Genomic DNA, 18679 nt, shown 5'->3' on the forward strand with positions numbered 1-18679 from the left:
GAGAGTGGATCGGCAATAATATATTTATTAGATAATTCCTTGCCGCTGCAGGGTGGTCCGTGCGACAAAATCTCTGGTCCTGACAAACCCGTTACCGTTTATTACCCTGAAAAAAGGGAGGCTATTCGCCTCCCGGTCACGGCTTATATTACTGCGGTGGTTAGCCGCGATGAACAGCATAATCGCGACTGTTCGTCGAAGATTTCGATTTGCCAGACCTGATGACGAGTGCCGACATGCAGCGCTTTACAGACCCCCCGCACCCGGCCCCCGCGCGCCGAACGAATGTGGTTGGCGTTAACCTCCAGCCCCACCACCTTCTGTTCGCCTTCGCTGCACAGATAACCCGCTACCGACCCCAGGGTCTCCGCCAGCACCACCGAGGCCCCGCCGTGCAGCAGGCCAAACGGCTGCTGCGTACGGCTATCCACCGGCATCGTGGCCTCCAGCGTATCGTCGGTAAAGGTCTCAAAGCGAATATCGAGCAGCCCTACCATGTTTCCCTCACCGAGCCGGTTGAGCTGCTCCAGCGTGGCCTGACGTTTCCAAATCATCCTATTATCTCCAGTAACGCCTGCAGCGGATGGCGAACGCCGCTGCCTTCAATGCGCTTCACCTGACTGCGGCAGGAGTAGCCCGTCACCAGACAGCGGTTACGCGGCAGCCGCTGCATCGCCTGCTGCCAGGAGAGCGCGTAAATGGCCAGCGAGTTGGCATGGTTTTTCACTTCATGGCCATAGGTCCCTGCCATCCCGCAACACCCAACGCTGACGTTTTCCAGTTTCGCGCCAAAGTGGGCAAAAATCTCTGCCCACTGTTTTGTCGCCGCCGGTAGCGCGGTCACTTCCGTACAGTGACCGAACAGGTACCAGGGCTCGCCTCCCTGTTCGGGACGAGCGGCGGTCGTCAACGCCTTCGGCAACCACTCATGGACTAACAGCACCTGGAAATCGCCGCGCTTATCGCCAAGGGTTTGCTTATACTCATCGCGGTAGCAGAGCACCAGCGCCGGATCGACGCCGACCAGCGGCATGCCAAGCTGCGCCACGCGATTGAGGAAGTCAGCCGTCTTCTGCGCGGTGCGAGCAAAGCGGGTGAGGAACCCTTTGATATGCTGCGCTTTGCCGTTCGGCGAGAATGGCAGCAGCACCGGCTGATAGCCTAACGCTTCGACGAGGCGAATAAAGTCAGCCACCACCTGGGCGTCGTAATAGCTGGTGAAGGGATCCTGTACCACCAGCACCATCTTCGCTTTTTGTTCGTCGCTCAGCGTTTCGAGCTGCTCAAGCGTCATGTTGGCGGAGCGGTGGCCGGCCATCTGCTGCTTCAGCGACGGCGCCGAGAGCAGCGGCAGATCAACCATCCCGATGTGCTTCTCCGACAGCTTTTTCAGCCACGGCTGGTTAATAAAAAAGTTAAAAGTCTTCGGCGCCTGCGCCATCAGCGGCGCATAGGATTCGACCGAGGCCACCAGATGGTCGCGTACCGGGCGCAGGTAGCGGCTGTGATACAGCTGCAGGAAGCGCGAACGGAACTCGGGCACATCGATTTTGATCGGGCACTGGGTCGAACAGGCTTTGCAGGCCAGACAGCCGGACATCGCCTCTTTGACCTCGTGCGAGAAGTCATATTCCCCTTTACGCGCATGCCAGCTGTTCCGCGTGCGCGCCACCAGCGAACGCAGGCTGACGCCCTGCTCCGGCAGCGCCTTCTCCAGCTGGTTGGGATCGACGCCGCGGTCGGCCAGCAGGCGCAGCCATTCACGCACCAGCGTCGCGCGCCCTTTCGGCGAGTGGATGCGCTGGTTGCTGACTTTCATCGACGGACACATCGGACTCTTGACGTCAAAGTTGAAGCACAACCCGTTGCCATTACACTCCATCGCCCCGCGCCAGCTGCTGCGCACCGCGATGGGGATCTGCCGATCCCAGGTGCCGCGCTTCACCGCATCGACTTTCATCATCGGCGCGTCGACCCCTTCCGGAGGACAGATTTTCCCTGGGTTCAGGCGGTTATCGGGATCGAAGACTGCTTTGATCTTCCTAAGTTCGCCGTACAGCGCCTCGCCAAAGAAGGCCGGGCTGTACTCCGCGCGGAAGCCTTTGCCGTGTTCGCCCCACAGCAGGCCGCCATACTTCGCCGTCAGCGCCACCACGTCATCGGAGATCTGCTTCATCAGCACCTCCTGCTGCGGATCGCACATATCCAGCGCCGGGCGCACGTGCAGCACCCCGGCATCAACGTGGCCAAACATGCCGTAGCTCAGGCCGTGGCTGTCGAGCAGCGCGCGGAACTCGACGATGTAATCCGCCAGATGCTCAGGCGGTACGCAAGTGTCTTCAGCGAAAGGAATAGGCTTGGCGGCGCCTTTGGCATTGCCCAACAGGCCGACGGCCTTCTTGCGCATGGCGTAGATCCGCTCTACGCCATCGAGATCGTGACAGACCTGCCAGCCGATGACGCCCGCCTCGCTGCCGGCCATCAGCTCATCCAGCCGCTGGCACAGGGTAGTGACCTGCTGGTCAATCAGCGTAGCGTCATCCCCGGCGAATTCGACGATATTGAGCCCGAGCATCTCTTTATCCGGCACGTCGGTGATCAGTTCGCTTACCGAGTGCCAGACGATATCCTCGCGCGCCAGATTCAGTACCTTGGAGTCGACAGTCTCCACCGACAGCGCTTTCGCCTGCACCATAAAGGGCGCATTACGCAACGCGGAGTCAAAGGAGTCATATTTAACGTTGACCAGACGGCGCACCTTCGGCAGGCGGGTGATATCCAGCCGCGCTTCGGTAATAAACGCCAGCGTGCCTTCCGAACCGGTTAAAATACGGGTCAGATCGAACTCGCTCATCTCATCGTTAAAGACATGGCGCAGATCGTACCCGGTGAGGAAGCGGTTAAGTTTAGGAAACTTATCAATGATCAGTTCACGCTGCGTCTTGCAGCGCTGGTAGACCGTGTTATAGATCCGGCCAATCGTCGATGGGGTGTTGCCCAGCGTCTCCGCCAGCCCTACCGGCACCGCCTGGGTATCGAGGATATCGCCGCCCATCAGCACCGCTCGCAGACCGAGCACGTGATCCGACGTTTTACCGTACACCAGCGATCCCTGTCCGGACGCGTCGGTGTTTATCATCCCGCCCAGCGTGGCGCGGTTGCTGGTGGAAAGCTCAGGTGCAAAGAAGTAACCATAGGGTTTAAGAAACTGGTTCAGCTGATCTTTGATGACCCCGGCTTCAACGCGCACCCAGCCCTCTTCGGGGTTAATCTCAATGATGCGATTCATATAGCGGGACATATCGACAATAATCCCGCCGTTCAGCGCCTGGCCGTTGGTGCCGGTGCCGCCGCCGCGCGGCGTGAAGACCAGCGATGTAAAGCGCGGTTCGGCGGCGACGCGCGCCAGCAAGGCCACGTCCGCCGTAGAACGCGGGAAAAGGACCGCATCCGGCAGCAGCTGATAGACGCTGTTGTCGGTGGCCATCGTCAGCCTGTCGGCATAGCTGGTGGCGGTATCGCCGGTAAAACCCTGTTGCTCCAGTACCTGCAAAAAATTCAGCACCAGCTGAACTACCCCTGGTGCCTGAGAAATTTGTGGGATCATCACACTTGACCCTGCCTGACTATGTTGTGTTTGAAAATATTGTGTTGGTGCTAACTAAACGTTTGCGTAGCGCATTCAACTTTTTATCACATTTTTTTCATATGCGCCCACGTGTTTTCTGTGCAAAATCAGCCCGGCAATATTATTGATATTATTATCAGTACATGGATTTACGCGGCGCCAGCTTTTTGGCGCGACTGGAAAGGTAAAATTTCTCTATGATAAACCCCCATCAGCCTCGGGACATTCCGCAAATACTGCTGTCGGTGCTGTTCCTGGCCCTGATTATCATATCCTGCCTGTGGGTTGTGCAGCCGTTTATTCTGTCCTTCGCCTGGGCCGGTACGGTGGTGATCGCCACCTGGCCGGTGCTACTGCGTCTGCAGCGCGTGCTGTTCGGCAAACGACTGCTGGCGGTGCTGGCGATGACCCTGCTGCTGTTTTTGCTATTCGTTATTCCTATCGCTCTGCTGGTCAACAGCCTGGTGGATAACAGCGTCCCGCTGATCAAACTTATCAGCAGTGGAAATGTGACGCTGCCGGATTTCGCCTGGCTGAACAGCGTGCCGCTGGTCGGCGATAAGCTGTACTCCGCCTGGCATGGTCTGCTGGATATGGGCGGCTCGGCGATTATGGCCAAGGTTCGCCCCTATATTGGCACTACCACCAGCTGGTTTGTCGGGCAAGCGGCGCACATCGGCAAGCTGCTGGTCTACTGCGGTCTGATGCTGTTGTTCAGCGCGCTGCTCTACTGGCGCGGCGAGCAGGTGGCCTACGGTTTCCGCTACTTCGCTACACGCCTCGCAGCCAAACGCGGCGATGCGGCGGTGCTGCTGGCCGGCCAGGCCGTGCGCGCCGTGGCGCTGGGCGTGGTGGTGACGGCCCTCACTCAGGCGGTGCTGGGCGGGATCGGCCTTGCCATCTCCGGCGTCCCCTACGCCGCTCTGCTGACCGTGGTAATGATCTTTACCTGTCTGGTCCAGCTCGGCCCTTTGCTGGTTCTGGTGCCGTCGATTATCTGGCTTTACTGGAGCGGGGACACCACCTGGGGGACCGTGCTGCTGGTGTGGAGCTGCGTGGTTGGCACCATGGACAACGTCATTCGTCCGGTGCTTATCCGCATGGGCGCCGACCTGCCGATGATCCTCATTCTTACCGGCGTCATTGGCGGACTGATCGCCTTCGGCATGATCGGTCTGTTTATCGGTCCAGTGCTGCTGGCCGTCTCCTGGCGTCTGTATGACGCCTGGGTACACGAAGTGCCGCCGCCGCCGAAAGACCCCGATGTCGTCCTCGAAGAGCTTAGCGAGCTGGAGGCTGGGCGCAAGTAATGCCCTGGCAGGCGGGGAGACCCGCCTGTTTCCTTGCCCGCCTATTGTTAAGCAAAATTTATTGATCGCCGGCAAAGCGCTGGCCCTGAGCGCCATTCCCCTCGCTTTCCTCCCCCGGTCCTTCACAACAATTTAACTATTGAGAGGAATCTGATCGACGGCAAAGGCCCCGCTGCCTACTATTAGCTCACGGTTATAAATCAACACCTTGATTTATAAGCATGGAAATCCCCTGAGTGAAACAACGAATTGCTGTGTGTAGTCTTTGCCCATCTCCCACGATGGGCTTTTTTTTGTCCTGCGCATCGCCACACCGGACAGCCTGCAACAGGCAAAAAAAATCCCCGGCATCGCTGCCGGGGATCGGTGCTGTCAGGGCGAACTTATTTTTTCAGTTCCGCCAGACCTAACCAGGTTTGCACCACGGTATCCGGGTTGAGGGACAGACTGTCGATCCCTTCTTCCATCAGCCAGGCGGCAAAATCTTCATGGTCAGACGGCCCCTGGCCGCAGATGCCGACGTATTTGCCCTGTTTTTTCGCTGCGCGGATCGCCATCGACAGCAGGGCTTTCACCGCGTCGTTGCGCTCATCAAACAGCTCAGAGACCACGCCGGAGTCGCGATCCAGACCGAGCGCCAGCTGGGTCATGTCGTTCGAACCGATGGAGAAGCCGTCGAAGTACTCGAGGAACTGCTCGGCCAGCAAGGCGTTCGATGGGATCTCACACATCATAATGATCTTCAGCCCGTTCTCGCCGCGCTTCAGCCCCTGGCGCTCCAGCTCTTCGACCACCGCTTTCGCCTGGGCGACGGTACGCACAAACGGCACCATCACTTCAACGTTGGTCAGCCCCATGTCGTTACGCACGCGCTTCATCGCTTCACACTCCAGCGCGAAGCAGTCGCGGAAGCTTTCGGAAACGTAGCGTCCGGCGCCACGGAAGCCGAGCATCGGGTTCTCTTCTTCCGGCTCATAACGCTCGCCGCCCACCAGGTTGGCATATTCGTTCGACTTGAAGTCCGACAAACGCACGATGACGCGTTTCGGGTAGAAGGCGGCGCCAAGGGTAGCGATCCCTTCGGTCAGACGGCCGACGTAGAACTCTCTCGGCGAATCGTAGCCTTTCATCAGCTCACGGATTTCGTTCTGCAGGCCCGGCTCCTGGTCGTCAAACTCCAGCAGCGCGCGCGGGTGAACGCCAATCATGCGGTTGATGATAAATTCCAGCCGCGCCAGCCCCACGCCTTCGTTCGGCAGGCAGGCGAAGTCAAATGCACGATCCGGGTTGCCGACGTTCATCATCACCTTCAGCGGCAGATCCGGCATCTCGCCAACGCTGGAGCTCTTGACGCTGAAGTCCAGCAGCTCGGCGTAAACGTAGCCGGTGTCGCCTTCGGCGCAGGAGACGGTCACGTTCTGGTTTTCCTGAATGCGATCGGTGGCATCGCCGCAACCGACCACCGCCGGGATCCCCAGCTCACGGGCGATAATCGCCGCGTGGCAGGTACGTCCGCCGCGGTTGGTGACGATCGCCGAGGCTTTCTTCATGATCGGTTCCCAGTCCGGGTCGGTCATGTCGGTGACCAGCACGTCGCCAGGTTCGATGCGGTTCATCTCGCTGATATCGTGGATCACCTTCACCGGGCCGGCGCCAATGCGGTGGCCGATGGCGCGCCCTTCGGCGATGATCTGCCCCTGAGCGTGGAGGGTATAACGCTCCATCACCTGGCCGCGGGAACGCACGGTTTCCGGACGCGCCTGGACGATAAACAGCTTACCGGTGTGGCCATCTTTCGCCCACTCGATATCCATCGGACGGCCGTAGTGCTTCTCGATCTGCACCGCCTGCTTCGCCAGCTCCTGCACCTCCTCGTTAGTTAACGAGAAAACATCGCGCTGCGCCTGCGGCACATCTTCGATACGCACCTGCTTGCCGTGCTCCTGAGTCGGCGCGTATACCATGCGGATCTTTTTCGACCCCATGGTACGGCGCACGATGGCCGGGCGGCCAGCGGCCAGCGTCGGCTTGTGGACGTAGAATTCATCCGGGTTCACCGCGCCCTGCACCACCATCTCGCCGAGGCCCCACGCCGAGGTGATAAACACCACCTGGTCAAAACCGGACTCGGTATCGATAGAGAACATGACGCCGGAGGAGGCCAGATCGGAGCGGACCATCCTCTGCACCCCGGCGGAAAGCGCCACGCCGCGGTGATCGTAACCCTGATGCACGCGATAGGAGATCGCGCGATCGTTAAACAGTGAGGCAAACACGTGCTTCACGGCAACGAGCACGGCGTCAAAGCCCTGCACGTTGAGGAATGTCTCTTGCTGCCCGGCGAAGGAGGCGTCCGGCATATCTTCCGCAGTAGCGGAAGAGCGCACGGCAAATGAGGCCTCGGCGTCATCGGCGGACAGCAGGTCATAAGCATCGCGAATCGCGTTTTCCAGTTCGCTCTGGAAAGGGGTGTCGATGATCCACTGACGGATCTGCGCGCCCGCTTTCGCTAATGCGGAAACGTCGTCAATGTCGGTTTCATCCAGCAGTGCATAAATGCGCTGGTTAACACCGCTTTGGTCCAGGAACTGATCAAAAGCATCAGCGGTGGTGGCAAACCCGTTAGGCACGGAAACACCCATACCGGACAGGTTTGTAATCATTTCACCAAGGGAGGCATTTTTGCCCCCAACTCTGTCTACATCATTCATGCCGAGTTGGTTATACCAAAGCACCAGCGGTGACGAGCCATTGTTGGACATCGAGACAATCCTTTTGTGATTTAATACCAGTGAAAAAAATTTCACGATCGACTGCAGGATTATCCTGACATATTTATGGGGCTGAAAAAAACGGTGAATCGTTCAAGCAAATTATTTTTTCATTTTTCGGACTGTTCCCGCGATATAGCTAACTTGATGATTTTTAGGAATTATGACGAAAAACGCTGGAAATAACGGCAAAAAGAAGAAAATGAACCACCCTTTTCATAAAAAACAAAAATAGCGTTTCAATTTTAACAAGAGACAAATCAAACAGGGATATGCTTAAATTTAATATCCGTATTCAGGCAATTAAACTCATTATACCGGATGGTCAAAATGGAAAGTGCTGTAGATCGCCACGTATTTTATATTTCTGACGGTACCGCCATTACGGCAGAAGTGCTGGGGCATGCCGTGATGTCGCAATTCCCGGTTGCCATCAGCAGCGTGACTCTGCCGTTTGTCGAAAACATCAGCCGCGCGCGGGCGGTAAAGGAGCAGATCGACGCCATCTACCAGCAAACGGGTATTCGCCCGCTGGTGTTCTATTCCATCGTCATCCCGGAAATCCGCGACATTATTCTGCAAAGTGAAGGTTTTTGTCAGGACATCGTGCAGGCGCTGGTGGCCCCGCTGCAGCAGGAGCTCAACCTCGACCCGACGCCAGTGGCCCACCGTACTCACGGCCTGAACCCCGGGAACCTGATCAAATACGATGCGCGTATCGCCGCCATCGATTACACCCTCGCCCACGACGATGGCATCTCCCTGCGTAACCTCGATCAGGCCCAGGTGATCCTCCTCGGTGTGTCGCGCTGCGGCAAGACGCCCACCAGTCTGTACCTCGCCATGCAGTACGGCATTCGCGCCGCCAACTATCCGTTTATCGCCGACGATATGGACAATCTGGTGCTGCCGGCGTCGCTGAAGCCCCTGCAACATAAGATGTTCGGCCTGACCATCAACCCCGAACGGCTGGCGGCCATCCGCGAAGAGCGTCGGGAAAACAGCCGCTACGCCTCTCTGCGTCAGTGTCGGATGGAGGTGACCGAAGTGGAGGCCCTGTATCGCAAAAATAAAATCCCGTGCCTGAACAGTACCAATTATTCTGTTGAGGAAATTGCGACAAAAATCATGGACATCATGGGGCTGAATCGCAGAATGTACTAACACACTAGTACATTATTAAAAATTTGTTTATGCTATCACCCGTGGCCTATACAGGATCATGCCCTGCTCTTGCAATAAGCAGGGATTGGTTTATCGTGATGCGCATCACTTCCCGGCATTTTCGCCGCGGAAGAAACAGATTTTTGAGACCCCAATGAATAAAACAGACGAATTGCGTACCGCGCGCATTGAAAGCCTGGTAACGCCCGCGGAACTGGCCCAGCGCCATCCCGTCACGGCCGACGTGGCCGCCCACGTTTCGGCCTCCCGCCGCCGAATTGAAAAAATCCTCAACGGCGAAGACCGCCGCCTGCTGGTGATTATCGGCCCCTGCTCCATTCACGATACCGACGCGGCGCTGGAGTATGCCCGCCGCCTGCAGGGCATGCGCGAGCGCTACCAGCCGCAGCTGGAGATCGTGATGCGCACCTACTTTGAAAAACCGCGTACCGTGGTGGGCTGGAAAGGCTTAATCTCCGATCCGGACCTCAACGGCAGCTACCGGGTCAATCACGGAATTGAGCTGGCGCGGCGCCTGCTGCTGCAGGTTAATGAGCTGGGGGTACCGACGGCCACCGAGTTTCTCGATATGGTGACCGGTCAGTTTATCGCCGATCTCATCAGCTGGGGTGCCATCGGGGCGCGCACCACCGAAAGCCAGATCCACCGTGAGATGGCCTCAGCGCTCTCCTGCCCGGTCGGGTTTAAAAACGGCACCGATGGCAATACGCGCATCGCGGTGGACGCCATTCGCGCCTCCCGCGCCAGCCATATGTTCCTCTCCCCGGACAAGCAGGGGCAGATGACGATTTACCAGACCAGCGGCAACCCGTACGGGCATATCATTATGCGCGGCGGCAAACAGCCAAACTATCATGCCGAGGATATCGCTGCCGCCGGCGAGGCGCTGCGTGAATTCGATCTGCCGGAACAGCTGGTCGTTGATTTCAGCCATGGCAACTGCCAGAAGCAGCACCGCCGTCAGCTGGAGGTGTGCGCCGATATCTGTCAGCAAATTCGCGCGGGCTCCACCGCCATCGCCGGGATTATGGCAGAGAGCTTCCTGCAGGAAGGCACCCAGAAAGTGGTCCCCGGCCAGCCGCTGACCTGGGGCCAGTCGATCACCGACCCCTGCCTGAGCTGGGATGACAGCGAAAGGTTATTGAGCGAGCTGGCCGCCGCCACCGCTACCCGTCTGTAACCGCTCCGCCCGTCGCGCCTGCGGCGGGCAATTTCCTTCGGTGACTCCCCTACCAAATCCGGTAACACGATAAATAACGCTTGCCGTCAAAAACAACATTATTGATAATGATTATCATTGTTGCTTTGATTTTTATTTTGAGAGCTATGACGCGTATGGATAACACTGCCACAGCTGAAAAACCAAAAGACAATGCCCCCTATCCCGTGGCGACGGACAGGCAGATTAGCAGTCGGGTGCTGTTAGGTAGCGAAGGACGGGTAGTCATCGAACATGGCGGCCAGCGCTATCTGCTGCGCCAGACCAACGCCGGGAAGTTAATTCTGACCAAGTAAGCGCCCCGCTGAGCGCGGGGCGAGGCGAGTTAGCTCGAGCAGCTGACTTCCAGACGTTTCCCCCAGTCCGGTGGGCGGCGGACGTAGTCGTCCTCGCGATCGGTAAAGGGGTCTGCCAGCGCGGCATGCAGGCGCTCCAGCTCGCCCATATCGCCCGCCTCGGCCTGCTCTATCGCCCGCTGCGCCAGCCAGTTGCGTAACACCAGCGCCGGATTTACGCCCTGCATCCGCTGCTGGCGCTGCGCGTCATCCACCTGTTCATCACGCAGGCGCGCACGATACCCGGCAAACCAGATGTCGAAAGCCGCCCGATCGATAAACTCGTCGCGCAGCGGCGAGGCGGCGCTGAGCTGTTCGCTGTGGCTCAGCAGGCGGAACGTTCGGGTATAGTCGCTCTTCTCACGGATCATCAGGGCAAACAGCCCGTCCAGCAGGTCGTTATCCCCTTTCTGCTGGCTGAACAGGCCGAGTTTATCGCGCATCCGCTGGCCATAAGCGGTCAGCAAGGCGTGCTGATACTCATCCAGCGCCGCGTTTAACGCTTCAGCGCTGATAAACGGCGACAGCGATTGGGCGAGACGCTGCAGATTCCACAGCCCCACCGCCGGCTGGTTTTCAAAACTGTAGCGCCCCTGATAATCGGAGTGGTTGCAGATGAAGTCCGGTTGAAAATCGTCAAGGAAGCCATACGGGCCGTAGTCGATGGTCAGACCGAGAATCGACATGTTGTCGGTATTCATCACCCCATGGGCAAAGCCCACGGTTTGCCAGCTGGCGATGGTCTGCGCGGTGCGCGTGACAACGTCACGGAACCATAACAGATACTTGTCTGCCTCATCCTGCAGCTGCGGCCAGTGGTGGCGAATAACATAGTCGGCCAATTGCTGGACCTTCTGCGGCTCACGGCGATAGTAAAAATGTTCGAAATGGCCGAAGCGGACATGACTCTCGGCCACCCGCATCAGCATCGCGCCAGGCTCCACGCGCTCGCGGTAGATCGGGGTATCGCTGGTCACCATCGCCAGGGCGCGCGTCGTCGGGATCCCCAGGGCGTGCATCGCCTCCGACGCCAGACTTTCCCGGATCGTCGAGCGCAGTACAGCGCGCCCGTCCCCCATCCGCGAATAGGGGGTCAGGCCGGCGCCTTTCAGATGCCAGTCGTAACGGCGACCATCCGCAAGCTGCTGCTCACCGAGCAGGATCCCGCGTCCGTCGCCCAGCTGGCCGGCCCAGGCGCCAAACTGATGGCCGCTGTATACCTGCGCCAGCGGCGACATGCCCGGAAGCAGCGCTTCGCCGCCCCAGACACCGGCCCCATTTTCAGGCGCGAACAGGGCGTCGGGCACCCCCAGCTGTTGCGCCAGCGGGGCGTTACGCCAGATGAGTCGGGCGTTATCCAGCGGCGTCGGTGACAGGGAAGTGTAAAAATCCGGCAGTTCATCCCGCCAGTGGGTGGTAAAAGAAAGGGTCATGGTTCCTCCTTCCTTCAGTGTAGTGCCTCAAACAGCGGATTAACACGGGCGGAGTGCAGGGTTATCGGCATAAAAAAGGGAAGCGCTCGCTTCCCTCTTGCTTCTGAATGACGTCAGATACGCCGCGCCTGCCAGAACTTTTTGTTCCAGTAGACGTTATCCAGCGAGGAACGGGTGACGCCCTGGCTGGTGGAGGCATGGATAAACTGGTTATCGGTATCGTAGATGCCGACGTGCAAACCGCTCTCCCCTGAGCCGGTTTTGAAGAACACCAGATCGCCGGGCAGCAGATCGCGCTTATCGATGCGGGTGCCGATTTCCGCCTGCTCGCGGGTTTCACGCGGCAGCTGGAGGGCAAATTTATCGCGAAACGTGCGCACCACGAAGCCGGAGCAGTCGACGCCGCGCGGCGTCATGCCGCCGTAGCGATACGGTGCGCCACGCCAGCTACGCAACTGCTCGTTCAGATTCGCCACCACCGTGATGGAGTCAGCCAGCCGTGGATTCGGCGGCGGTGCCCGATGGCTGCTGCAGCCGGCTAAAATTAACGCCGCCGCCAACATGAACCAGAAGCGCATTTCAGATGATCCCTCTGTCCCTAGTCTCTTTATCGCAATAATTTAGCTTGTTTATCAATACAGTGACAAGATAACTGCGTGCTACTGTGACGCGATGAGCATAATATGACCGGCCACCTCCACGCGCTGGAACGGGATCGCATAGGCAGCGGTTAAATTTTCCTCATTCAGCACCTCGGCGGTCTCTCCGCAGGCGATGGCTTCCCCCTGGCAGAGCAGCCAGCTTTGTCCGGCATGGCGCAGGGTATGGTTGAGATCGTGGCTGCTCATCACCACCGCAATCCCCGCCGCGCTCAGCTCACGTAACAGCCGATCCAGCGCCGCCTGCTGGGCCACATCCAGACTGTTCATCGGCTCATCCAGCAGCAGCAGTTGACCCGCGGGATGACTCAAGGGATCGATCTGCAGGATCACTGCCGCCAGCCGCACGCGCTGCCACTCACCGCCCGAAAGCTGATTAACCTGACGGTCCAGCTTATTGTCAAGACCAAGCCTGGCCGCGATATTGCTCAGACGGCCGCTATCGCCCTGCTGCTGCATATGCAGCGTCAGGTAGTGCCACACCGGCATGGCGAACGGCGGGGTCTGGTGTTGACATAGATATCCGCGACGGCGCGCCAGCTCCGCCGCCGGCCACTCGTCAAGCCGCCGTTCGTTAAAATGAATCGTGCCGGGGCCCTCGGACAGCCCCGCCATGCGGGCCAGCAGCGTGCTCTTCCCTGCGCCGTTCGGCCCCACCAGGTGGACGATCTCCCCGGCGCGAAAGGCCGCAGAAAACGGGGCCAGACGCCCCGCCGCTTCTACATCCTGTAGCTGCATCAGAAACGCCATTATTTCGCCAGCGCTCCTTTAATCGCCGCCACCAGCTGCGGATCGTCCGGCGTCATATCCGGAGAGAAGCGCTCAATGACGTTGCCCTGGCGATCGACGAGGAATTTTTCGAAATTCCACAGAATGTCGTCCACATACAGCGGCGCCCGGCCTTTGCTGGCCATCCGCTCATAAAAACCGCTGCCTTCCGGGGCCACCGCTTTCGGCGCGGCGGCAATCAGTTTTTGATACAGCGGCGCGCGATGTTCACCGTTGACGTCAATTTTGCTGAACAGCGGGAAGGTGACGCCGTAGGTGGTGCTGCAGAAGGTCTTAATCTCTTCTTCACTGCCCGGCTCCTGGCCGAGGAACTGGTTGCAGGGGAACCCCAGCACGCTAAAGCCCTCCCCGGCAAACTGCTTTTGCAGATCCTCAAGTTGCTCATACTGCGGCGTCAGGCCGCATTTCGAGGCCACATTGACGATCAACAGCACCTTGCCGGCAAAGGATGCCAGGGTGGTTTTCTCGCCATCAATGGTCGTCACTTCGGTATTCAGAATGTCATGTTGCATAGCCTGTCCTCAATGGATAAACCGGTTTCCGGTGAAGGTGATCCCTATCTACTGTAGCGGATTCAGCGGCCGCCATTCTACTGCCAATCCCCCCGAGTTGTCGCATGATGTAACAGCGCTTCGCTGGCCGCCAGCAACATGAAATCCTCTCAATTGGGCAGTCGACCATTTCCGTGTACAGTGTCCCGGTAATGTAATATGGTTTCGTTACTTGTTAATTTAAGAGAGTTTTATTGATGAAGAAGTTGTTTAGCCTGGCGTTAATCGCCACCTCTGTCGCCCTGCTGAGCGCCTGCTCTCCGGATGAAGATAATAAAGTGAAAGTCGCTATCAATACCGGGCCGGACGAAGCCATCTGGAAAGTGGTGGAGCAGGTGGCGAAGGATAAATATCATCTCGACGTCGAAGTGGTCTCCTTCAATGATTATGTGCTGCCCAACGAAGCACTGAACAACAAAGATGTGGATGCCAACGCCTTCCAGACCCTGCCGTACCTTGAGGCGCAGTCGAAAGAGCGCGGCTATAAATTTGCGGTGGTCGGTAAAACCTTTGTCTTCCCTATCGCCGCCTATTCTCACCGGATCAAAAACATCAGCGAACTGCCCGAAGGGGCGACGGTGACCATTTCTAATGAAACCACCACCCTGGGCCGCAGCCTGCTGCTGCTCCAGGCGCAGGGGTTACTCAAGCTGAAGCCGGGCGTCGGCTATTTACCGACCACGCTGGATATCATCGACAACCCGAAACAGCTGAAAATTGTTGAAGTGGATACCCCACAGCTGACCCGTACCCTTGATGATCCGAACGTTAGCTTGTCAATCATTAACACCAACTTCTCCGCCCAGGCGGGCCTGTCGGCCGCCCGCGACGGTCTGTTTATGGAGGGGCCGGATTCTCCTTACGTGAATGCGATTGTCGCCCGCGAGGATAATAAGGACAGCAAGAAAATTCAGGAGCTGAAAGCCGCCTTCCAGACCAGCGAAGTCGCGGAAAAAGCGAAGGAAGTCTACAAAGGCGACGCGATCAAAGGCTGGTAAGCCTGAACCGGCGCCGTCCCTGCCGACGGCGCCGCGCTATCCCCGCCCCCGCGAACGCAGCAGCAACCAGATAAAGACCGGCGCGCCCAGCGTCGCCGTCACCACGCCAATCGGCAGCTCTGCGGCGGAAAGCGCCAGTCGGGCAATGATATCCGCCCCCAGCAAGGCGCTCGCCCCGGCCAGCATGCAGGCCGGGAGCAACACCCGGTGATCGCTTAAACCGCATAGCCGCAGAATGTGCGGGATCACCAGGCCGATAAAGCCAATTGCCCCCGCCAGCGCGACGCTAACGCCGACCAACCAGCCGGTCGCCACCACCAGCAGCTTGCGCCATAGCCACAGCGGCAGCCCAAGCTGACGAGCGGAGATCTCACCCAGCGCCAGTAAATTCAGGGGTTGCGACTGCAGACAAACCCAGCAAAGCACCGGCAGGAGGGCTATCATCAGCCACAGCTGCTGCCAGTCGACGCCGCCAAACCCGCCCATCATCCAGTACATCAGCTGACGCAGGTCAAAAGAGGTGGAGAAGTAGACCGCCCAGGTCATCAGGGCGCTGCAGATGATCCCCAGCGCCACCCCCGCCAGCAGCAGACGGCTGGTAGAGAGATGGCGGCGGGCAAAACGCAGCAAAATAAAGGTGATCAGCAGCGCGCCGAGGATCGCGCACAGCCCGAGCGCCCAGCCGGGCAAGACTCCTTTGCCCAGCAGGACGGCGGCAATCAGCCCGACGCCCGCCCCGTTGGAGACGCCCAGCAGACCCGGCTCCGCCAGCGGATTTTCAAACAGCGCCTGCATAATCGCCCCGGAGAGCGCCAGCGCCGCCCCCACCAGCACCACCGCCAGGGTTCGCGGCAGGCGGATCTGCCAGATGAACAACTGGCCTTTCGCGCTCAGCCATTCCCCAGGCGGGATCCATTGATCGCCCGCGCACAGGCTGATCAGTAGCGTAACCAGGAGCAACAGCGTTAATCCAAAGAGCCAACGCCGGCTGCGGCGCTGTTGAAGATGGGCGAGAGTCAGCATAGATTCCATTACGCAGTGGGAACAAGAGGCTGATTTTACGGTGGGTGTCGCGGTGAGAAAAGGAAAACCTCGCGCCCGAATGTCGACGCGGAGGAGGCCTCCCCCGCGTCTGCGGTCATTCGTTACACCAGGATCTGAAACAGCAGCGCAAAGAGAATGATATTCGCCACCACGATTGCCCAGCCGTTATAGAGCATATATTTCAGATGCGTGGACTGCGCCAGCCCCATCTGGCCGAACATGTCCGATGAGGGAAACGGACCGAACCAGTCCACCTGAGACGAGGCGAGCAGCACCGCGGTGGTCCCCTGCGGCGGCACGCCGGCGGCCATCAGCATCGGGCCAAAGATTTTATGGGTAAACGTCATTTGCGCCACCGCCGCACCGGGCACATGGCCGATAATATTGAACGCAAAGATGCTAAAGCACAGCCAGGCCGGGGAGATCCCCTCGAGCAGCGGTTGGGTATACTCCAGCAGCCCCTGATAGGCATGCAGACCATCCATCAGTTCAAGGATTGGGTTATACAGCCAGTAGAGGATAAACATCCACACCAGACGGCCGCAGCCGTGATACAGCGCCTGCAGGATCTGCGTCGGTCGCAGGCCGCCTACCAGCCCGGTCATCAGCGCCACCAGCAGCATCACGATAATCGCAAAGCTGAAGCCAGCTTTGATCACCACGCCAACCACCGCCATCACAATGATCGTCGCGGCGAAGGCCAGCGCGCTTAATTTACGCCGACGCTGCTGCGCGGCGCTGAGATCCTCTTTTGGCTTCTCCGAAAGATCGACGTCATAGCGCAGTTTGCCTTCAGTCATCTTCTGGATCCGCCCCGCCATTATCCAGCCGGCCAGCAGCGTCACCGCACTCATCGGCAGACCGACGTACAGCAGATAATCCGGATAGCTCAACCCGCCGAGGCTGAGGATTGTCACGGTGCTGGGGGTGAAGGGCCCGGTAAAGAGCCCAACGGAGCCGGCGGTCATCATCAGCGCGGCGACCGTCGGCGGCGTTAAGCGTACCGCTGCCGCCACCGGAATGATCACGGCCACGATAATGGCGTTACCACCGGCCATGGTGCCCAGCGAACCACAAATTAAAATCGATGACACCACAATGCCGAACTTAACCCGCGTCTGGCTCGACAGCCCAATACGATGAACCACGAATTTCACCAGCTCAACCGCTGCGCCGGTGCGGGTGGCCACTTCCCCCACGCCGGCGCCGAGCATAATGATAAGCCCTACCGTGGCGATAAATGACCCGGTGGATTTCGCCAGCATCGTGCCCATTTCCGGCAGGCCGGTCGAGGTCATTATCATGGCGATAATAATCGAGGAGATCACCGCCAGCACAATATCAACGCCGATCAGCGATAATATCGCTAGTGCCACCAGCGGCGTAAATCCCAGCAGGCCAAGCTCACTGCCCGGTCGACCGTGGCACCACAGCGCGATCAACACGAACAGCAGCAATAACAGACCAGTAATAACGTTTTTCCGCGTGATATTTCGTCTGACAGGCGCATTGCCTGTGAGCGTTGAGTCACTCATAACACTCCTTAATGCCAATCAATCCGACCGTAAGGGTCAGGAGGTGTATTGGGACCTGCTCAGAAAACATCCCCCCTCTTTTTCATTATTGGCCGCGAGCCTGAGGGTGCGTTTGGGTACAAAGGAATAGATTCTGAGAGCGTAATATTCCGCCATCAGGCGGGGTCTACAGCACAATATGTAACCGGAGCGCTGATTGGAGATTAAATTTATGTTAACTTTGTGTTAGTGGATAATGACTTTTTATCGGTAGGCTATAACCCTGAGTTAACTGTTCATGAAACTGCGTCATCTGGAAATCTTTCACGCCGTAATGACCTGCGGCTCGCTGTCACGGGCGGCGGAAGCGCTGAATATCTCTCAGCCAGCGGCCAGCAAAGCGCTAAAAAGCGCCGAGATGAAACTGGGTTTTACCCTCTTTCAGCGGGTGCGCGGCAAGCTGCTGCCGACCAGCGAGGCGATCACACTTTTCGAAAAAGCGCAGAGCATTTATCAGGACCTCGATAACCTGCGCCTGTTGGCCGACAATCTGGCCCGCGATCCGCGCGCCAAAATCACCTTAGGCTGCCTGCCGAGTCTGGGATTAAGCCTGGTGCCAGAGCTGGTGACCGACTTTTATCAGCAAAACAGCAACCTGGTGATGACGCTCACCACCGAGCACACCGAGACGCTGGTCAGAAAACTGGATTTGCGCGAGATAGATTTGGCGCTGACGCTACAGCCGGTGCAGCAGGGAGAGATCCTGACCACCCTGATTGCCGAAGTACCGCTGGTGTACATCGACCGTCATTATCGTCAGGGGGCGGTGGACATCGGCCAGATCGACCAGCAGCGCTGGATCTCGCCAGGGCCGCACTCGCTCTCTGCCGCCATCGCCACCCGTCGCGACTTTTCCACCACCCGGCTTAACGTTCAGACCTACTATATGGCTACCGAGTTCGTGAAGCGCGGCATGGGCTGCAGCATCACAGATATCTTTTCCGCCCAGCACAACCTGGCTCCAGAGATGATCCACCCCATTACGCCGCCGATTGCCATCAACCTCTGCCTGCTGCGCCGGGCCGATGTTTCGCTGAGTCCAATGGCGCAAAAGTTCGTCGATTTTCTCTGCCAGCGTCTGCGCCAGCAACTCAAGGAGATTAACCTGCGGTTATACCCTGACCATAAAAAGTCAATTGCGCCGCTGGGGTAAATGCTTTGACATAACCCGATAAATTGATTA

At 58.4% G+C, this 18679-nt stretch carries 16 protein-coding genes and 1 other RNA gene; 8 read left to right on the forward strand and 9 right to left on the reverse strand.

The genetic code is table 11. From position 1 onward, the window contains the following. Window positions 1-143: 143 nt before the first annotated feature. Window positions 144-554 (reverse strand): 1,4-dihydroxy-2-naphthoyl-CoA hydrolase, encoded by a 411-nt coding sequence (gene menI / locus SPE70_RS15420; protein WP_008804450.1) that lies wholly within the window; start codon window positions 552-554, stop codon window positions 144-146. Further along, window positions 551-3607, reverse strand: a complete 3057-nt coding sequence (locus tag SPE70_RS15425; protein WP_064165864.1) for a D-2-hydroxyglutarate dehydrogenase YdiJ — start codon at window positions 3605-3607, stop codon at window positions 551-553. Before SPE70_RS15425 ends, menI begins: the two co-directional genes overlap by 4 nt. Before the next feature lie 218 nt (window positions 3608-3825). On the opposite strand from SPE70_RS15425, the gene ydiK reads away from it, so the two are divergent. Both ydiK and rprA read left to right on the forward strand, forming a co-directional pair. Then, window positions 3826-4938 (forward strand): AI-2E family transporter YdiK, encoded by a 1113-nt coding sequence (ydiK, locus tag SPE70_RS15430; RefSeq protein ID WP_023322844.1) that lies wholly within the window; start codon window positions 3826-3828, stop codon window positions 4936-4938. Between the two features lie 189 nt (window positions 4939-5127). Continuing rightward, window positions 5128-5235: antisense sRNA RprA (rprA, locus tag SPE70_RS15435), an RNA gene on the forward strand. Between the two features lie 86 nt (window positions 5236-5321). Here the strand turns inward: rprA and ppsA are convergent. Next, window positions 5322-7700 carry a phosphoenolpyruvate synthase gene (gene ppsA, locus SPE70_RS15440; protein ID WP_012541376.1) on the reverse strand — a complete coding sequence of 793 codons (2379 nt, stop codon included), beginning with the start codon at window positions 7698-7700 and terminating at the stop codon, window positions 5322-5324. Window positions 7701-7775: 75 nt separating this feature from the next. On the opposite strand from ppsA, the gene SPE70_RS15445 reads away from it, so the two are divergent. The 4 genes from SPE70_RS15445 (at window position 7776) to hemP (ending at window position 10409) form a co-directional block, all read left to right on the forward strand. Then, window positions 7776-7895, forward strand: a complete 120-nt coding sequence (locus SPE70_RS15445; protein WP_012541375.1) for a hypothetical protein — start codon at window positions 7776-7778, stop codon at window positions 7893-7895. Window positions 7896-8039: 144 nt separating this feature from the next. Next, complete coding sequence (gene ppsR, locus SPE70_RS15450; protein WP_002909061.1) at window positions 8040-8873, forward strand: posphoenolpyruvate synthetase regulatory kinase/phosphorylase PpsR; 834 nt, start codon at window positions 8040-8042, stop codon at window positions 8871-8873. A 154-nt stretch (window positions 8874-9027) separates the two neighbouring features. Beyond that, window positions 9028-10074, forward strand: a complete 1047-nt coding sequence (gene aroH, locus SPE70_RS15455) for a 3-deoxy-7-phosphoheptulonate synthase AroH (protein WP_008804446.1) — start codon at window positions 9028-9030, stop codon at window positions 10072-10074. 155 nt (window positions 10075-10229) lie between these two features. Next, on the forward strand, window positions 10230-10409 hold the full coding sequence (gene hemP, locus SPE70_RS15460) for a hemin uptake protein HemP (protein WP_012967843.1): 180 nt from the start codon (window positions 10230-10232) through the stop codon (window positions 10407-10409). A gap of 29 nt (window positions 10410-10438) precedes the next feature. On the opposite strand, the gene selO is transcribed toward hemP, so the two are convergent. The 4 genes from selO to SPE70_RS15480 all read right to left on the reverse strand — a co-directional run bounded on the left by selO (window position 10439) and on the right by SPE70_RS15480 (window position 13841). Continuing rightward, window positions 10439-11881, reverse strand: a complete 1443-nt coding sequence (gene selO, locus SPE70_RS15465) for a protein adenylyltransferase SelO (RefSeq protein WP_040968623.1) — start codon at window positions 11879-11881, stop codon at window positions 10439-10441. Between the two features lie 113 nt (window positions 11882-11994). Continuing rightward, window positions 11995-12459, reverse strand: coding sequence for an NlpC/P60 family protein (locus SPE70_RS15470; protein ID WP_002909082.1), 465 nt, complete (start codon window positions 12457-12459; stop codon window positions 11995-11997). A gap of 81 nt (window positions 12460-12540) precedes the next feature. Continuing rightward, window positions 12541-13290, reverse strand: a complete 750-nt coding sequence (gene btuD / locus SPE70_RS15475) for a vitamin B12 ABC transporter ATP-binding protein BtuD (protein ID WP_040968624.1) — start codon at window positions 13288-13290, stop codon at window positions 12541-12543. After that, window positions 13290-13841, reverse strand: coding sequence for a glutathione peroxidase (locus tag SPE70_RS15480; protein WP_008804442.1), 552 nt, complete (start codon window positions 13839-13841; stop codon window positions 13290-13292). The genes btuD and SPE70_RS15480 overlap by 1 nt, the downstream gene beginning before the upstream one ends. A gap of 236 nt (window positions 13842-14077) precedes the next feature. Between SPE70_RS15480 and SPE70_RS15485 the strand changes: the two genes are divergently transcribed. Further along, window positions 14078-14878 (forward strand): MetQ/NlpA family ABC transporter substrate-binding protein, encoded by an 801-nt coding sequence (locus SPE70_RS15485; RefSeq protein ID WP_002909085.1) that lies wholly within the window; start codon window positions 14078-14080, stop codon window positions 14876-14878. A gap of 36 nt (window positions 14879-14914) precedes the next feature. On the opposite strand, the gene btuC is transcribed toward SPE70_RS15485, so the two are convergent. After that, the gene (btuC, locus tag SPE70_RS15490) at window positions 14915-15901 is read right to left on the reverse strand and encodes a vitamin B12 ABC transporter permease BtuC (protein WP_012541372.1); all 987 of its coding nucleotides are present in this window, start codon (window positions 15899-15901) and stop codon (window positions 14915-14917) included. Window positions 15902-16023: 122 nt separating this feature from the next. Then, window positions 16024-17457, reverse strand: coding sequence for a citrate transporter family protein (locus SPE70_RS15495; protein ID WP_022065337.1), 1434 nt, complete (start codon window positions 17455-17457; stop codon window positions 16024-16026). A 277-nt stretch (window positions 17458-17734) separates the two neighbouring features. Here SPE70_RS15495 and SPE70_RS15500 point away from each other — a divergent pair, with 277 nt between their 5' ends. Further along, window positions 17735-18649: an HTH-type transcriptional regulator AdmX gene (locus tag SPE70_RS15500; protein WP_023340350.1), complete on the forward strand. Its 915-nt coding sequence runs from the start codon at window positions 17735-17737 to the stop codon at window positions 18647-18649. The last annotated feature ends 30 nt before the right edge of the window (window positions 18650-18679 follow it).

Origin of the sequence: Klebsiella sp. ZJOU C1 (assembly GCF_035620215.1) — a bacterium.
GTDB classification, from domain to species: Bacteria; Pseudomonadota; Gammaproteobacteria; order Enterobacterales; family Enterobacteriaceae; genus Klebsiella; species Klebsiella variicola.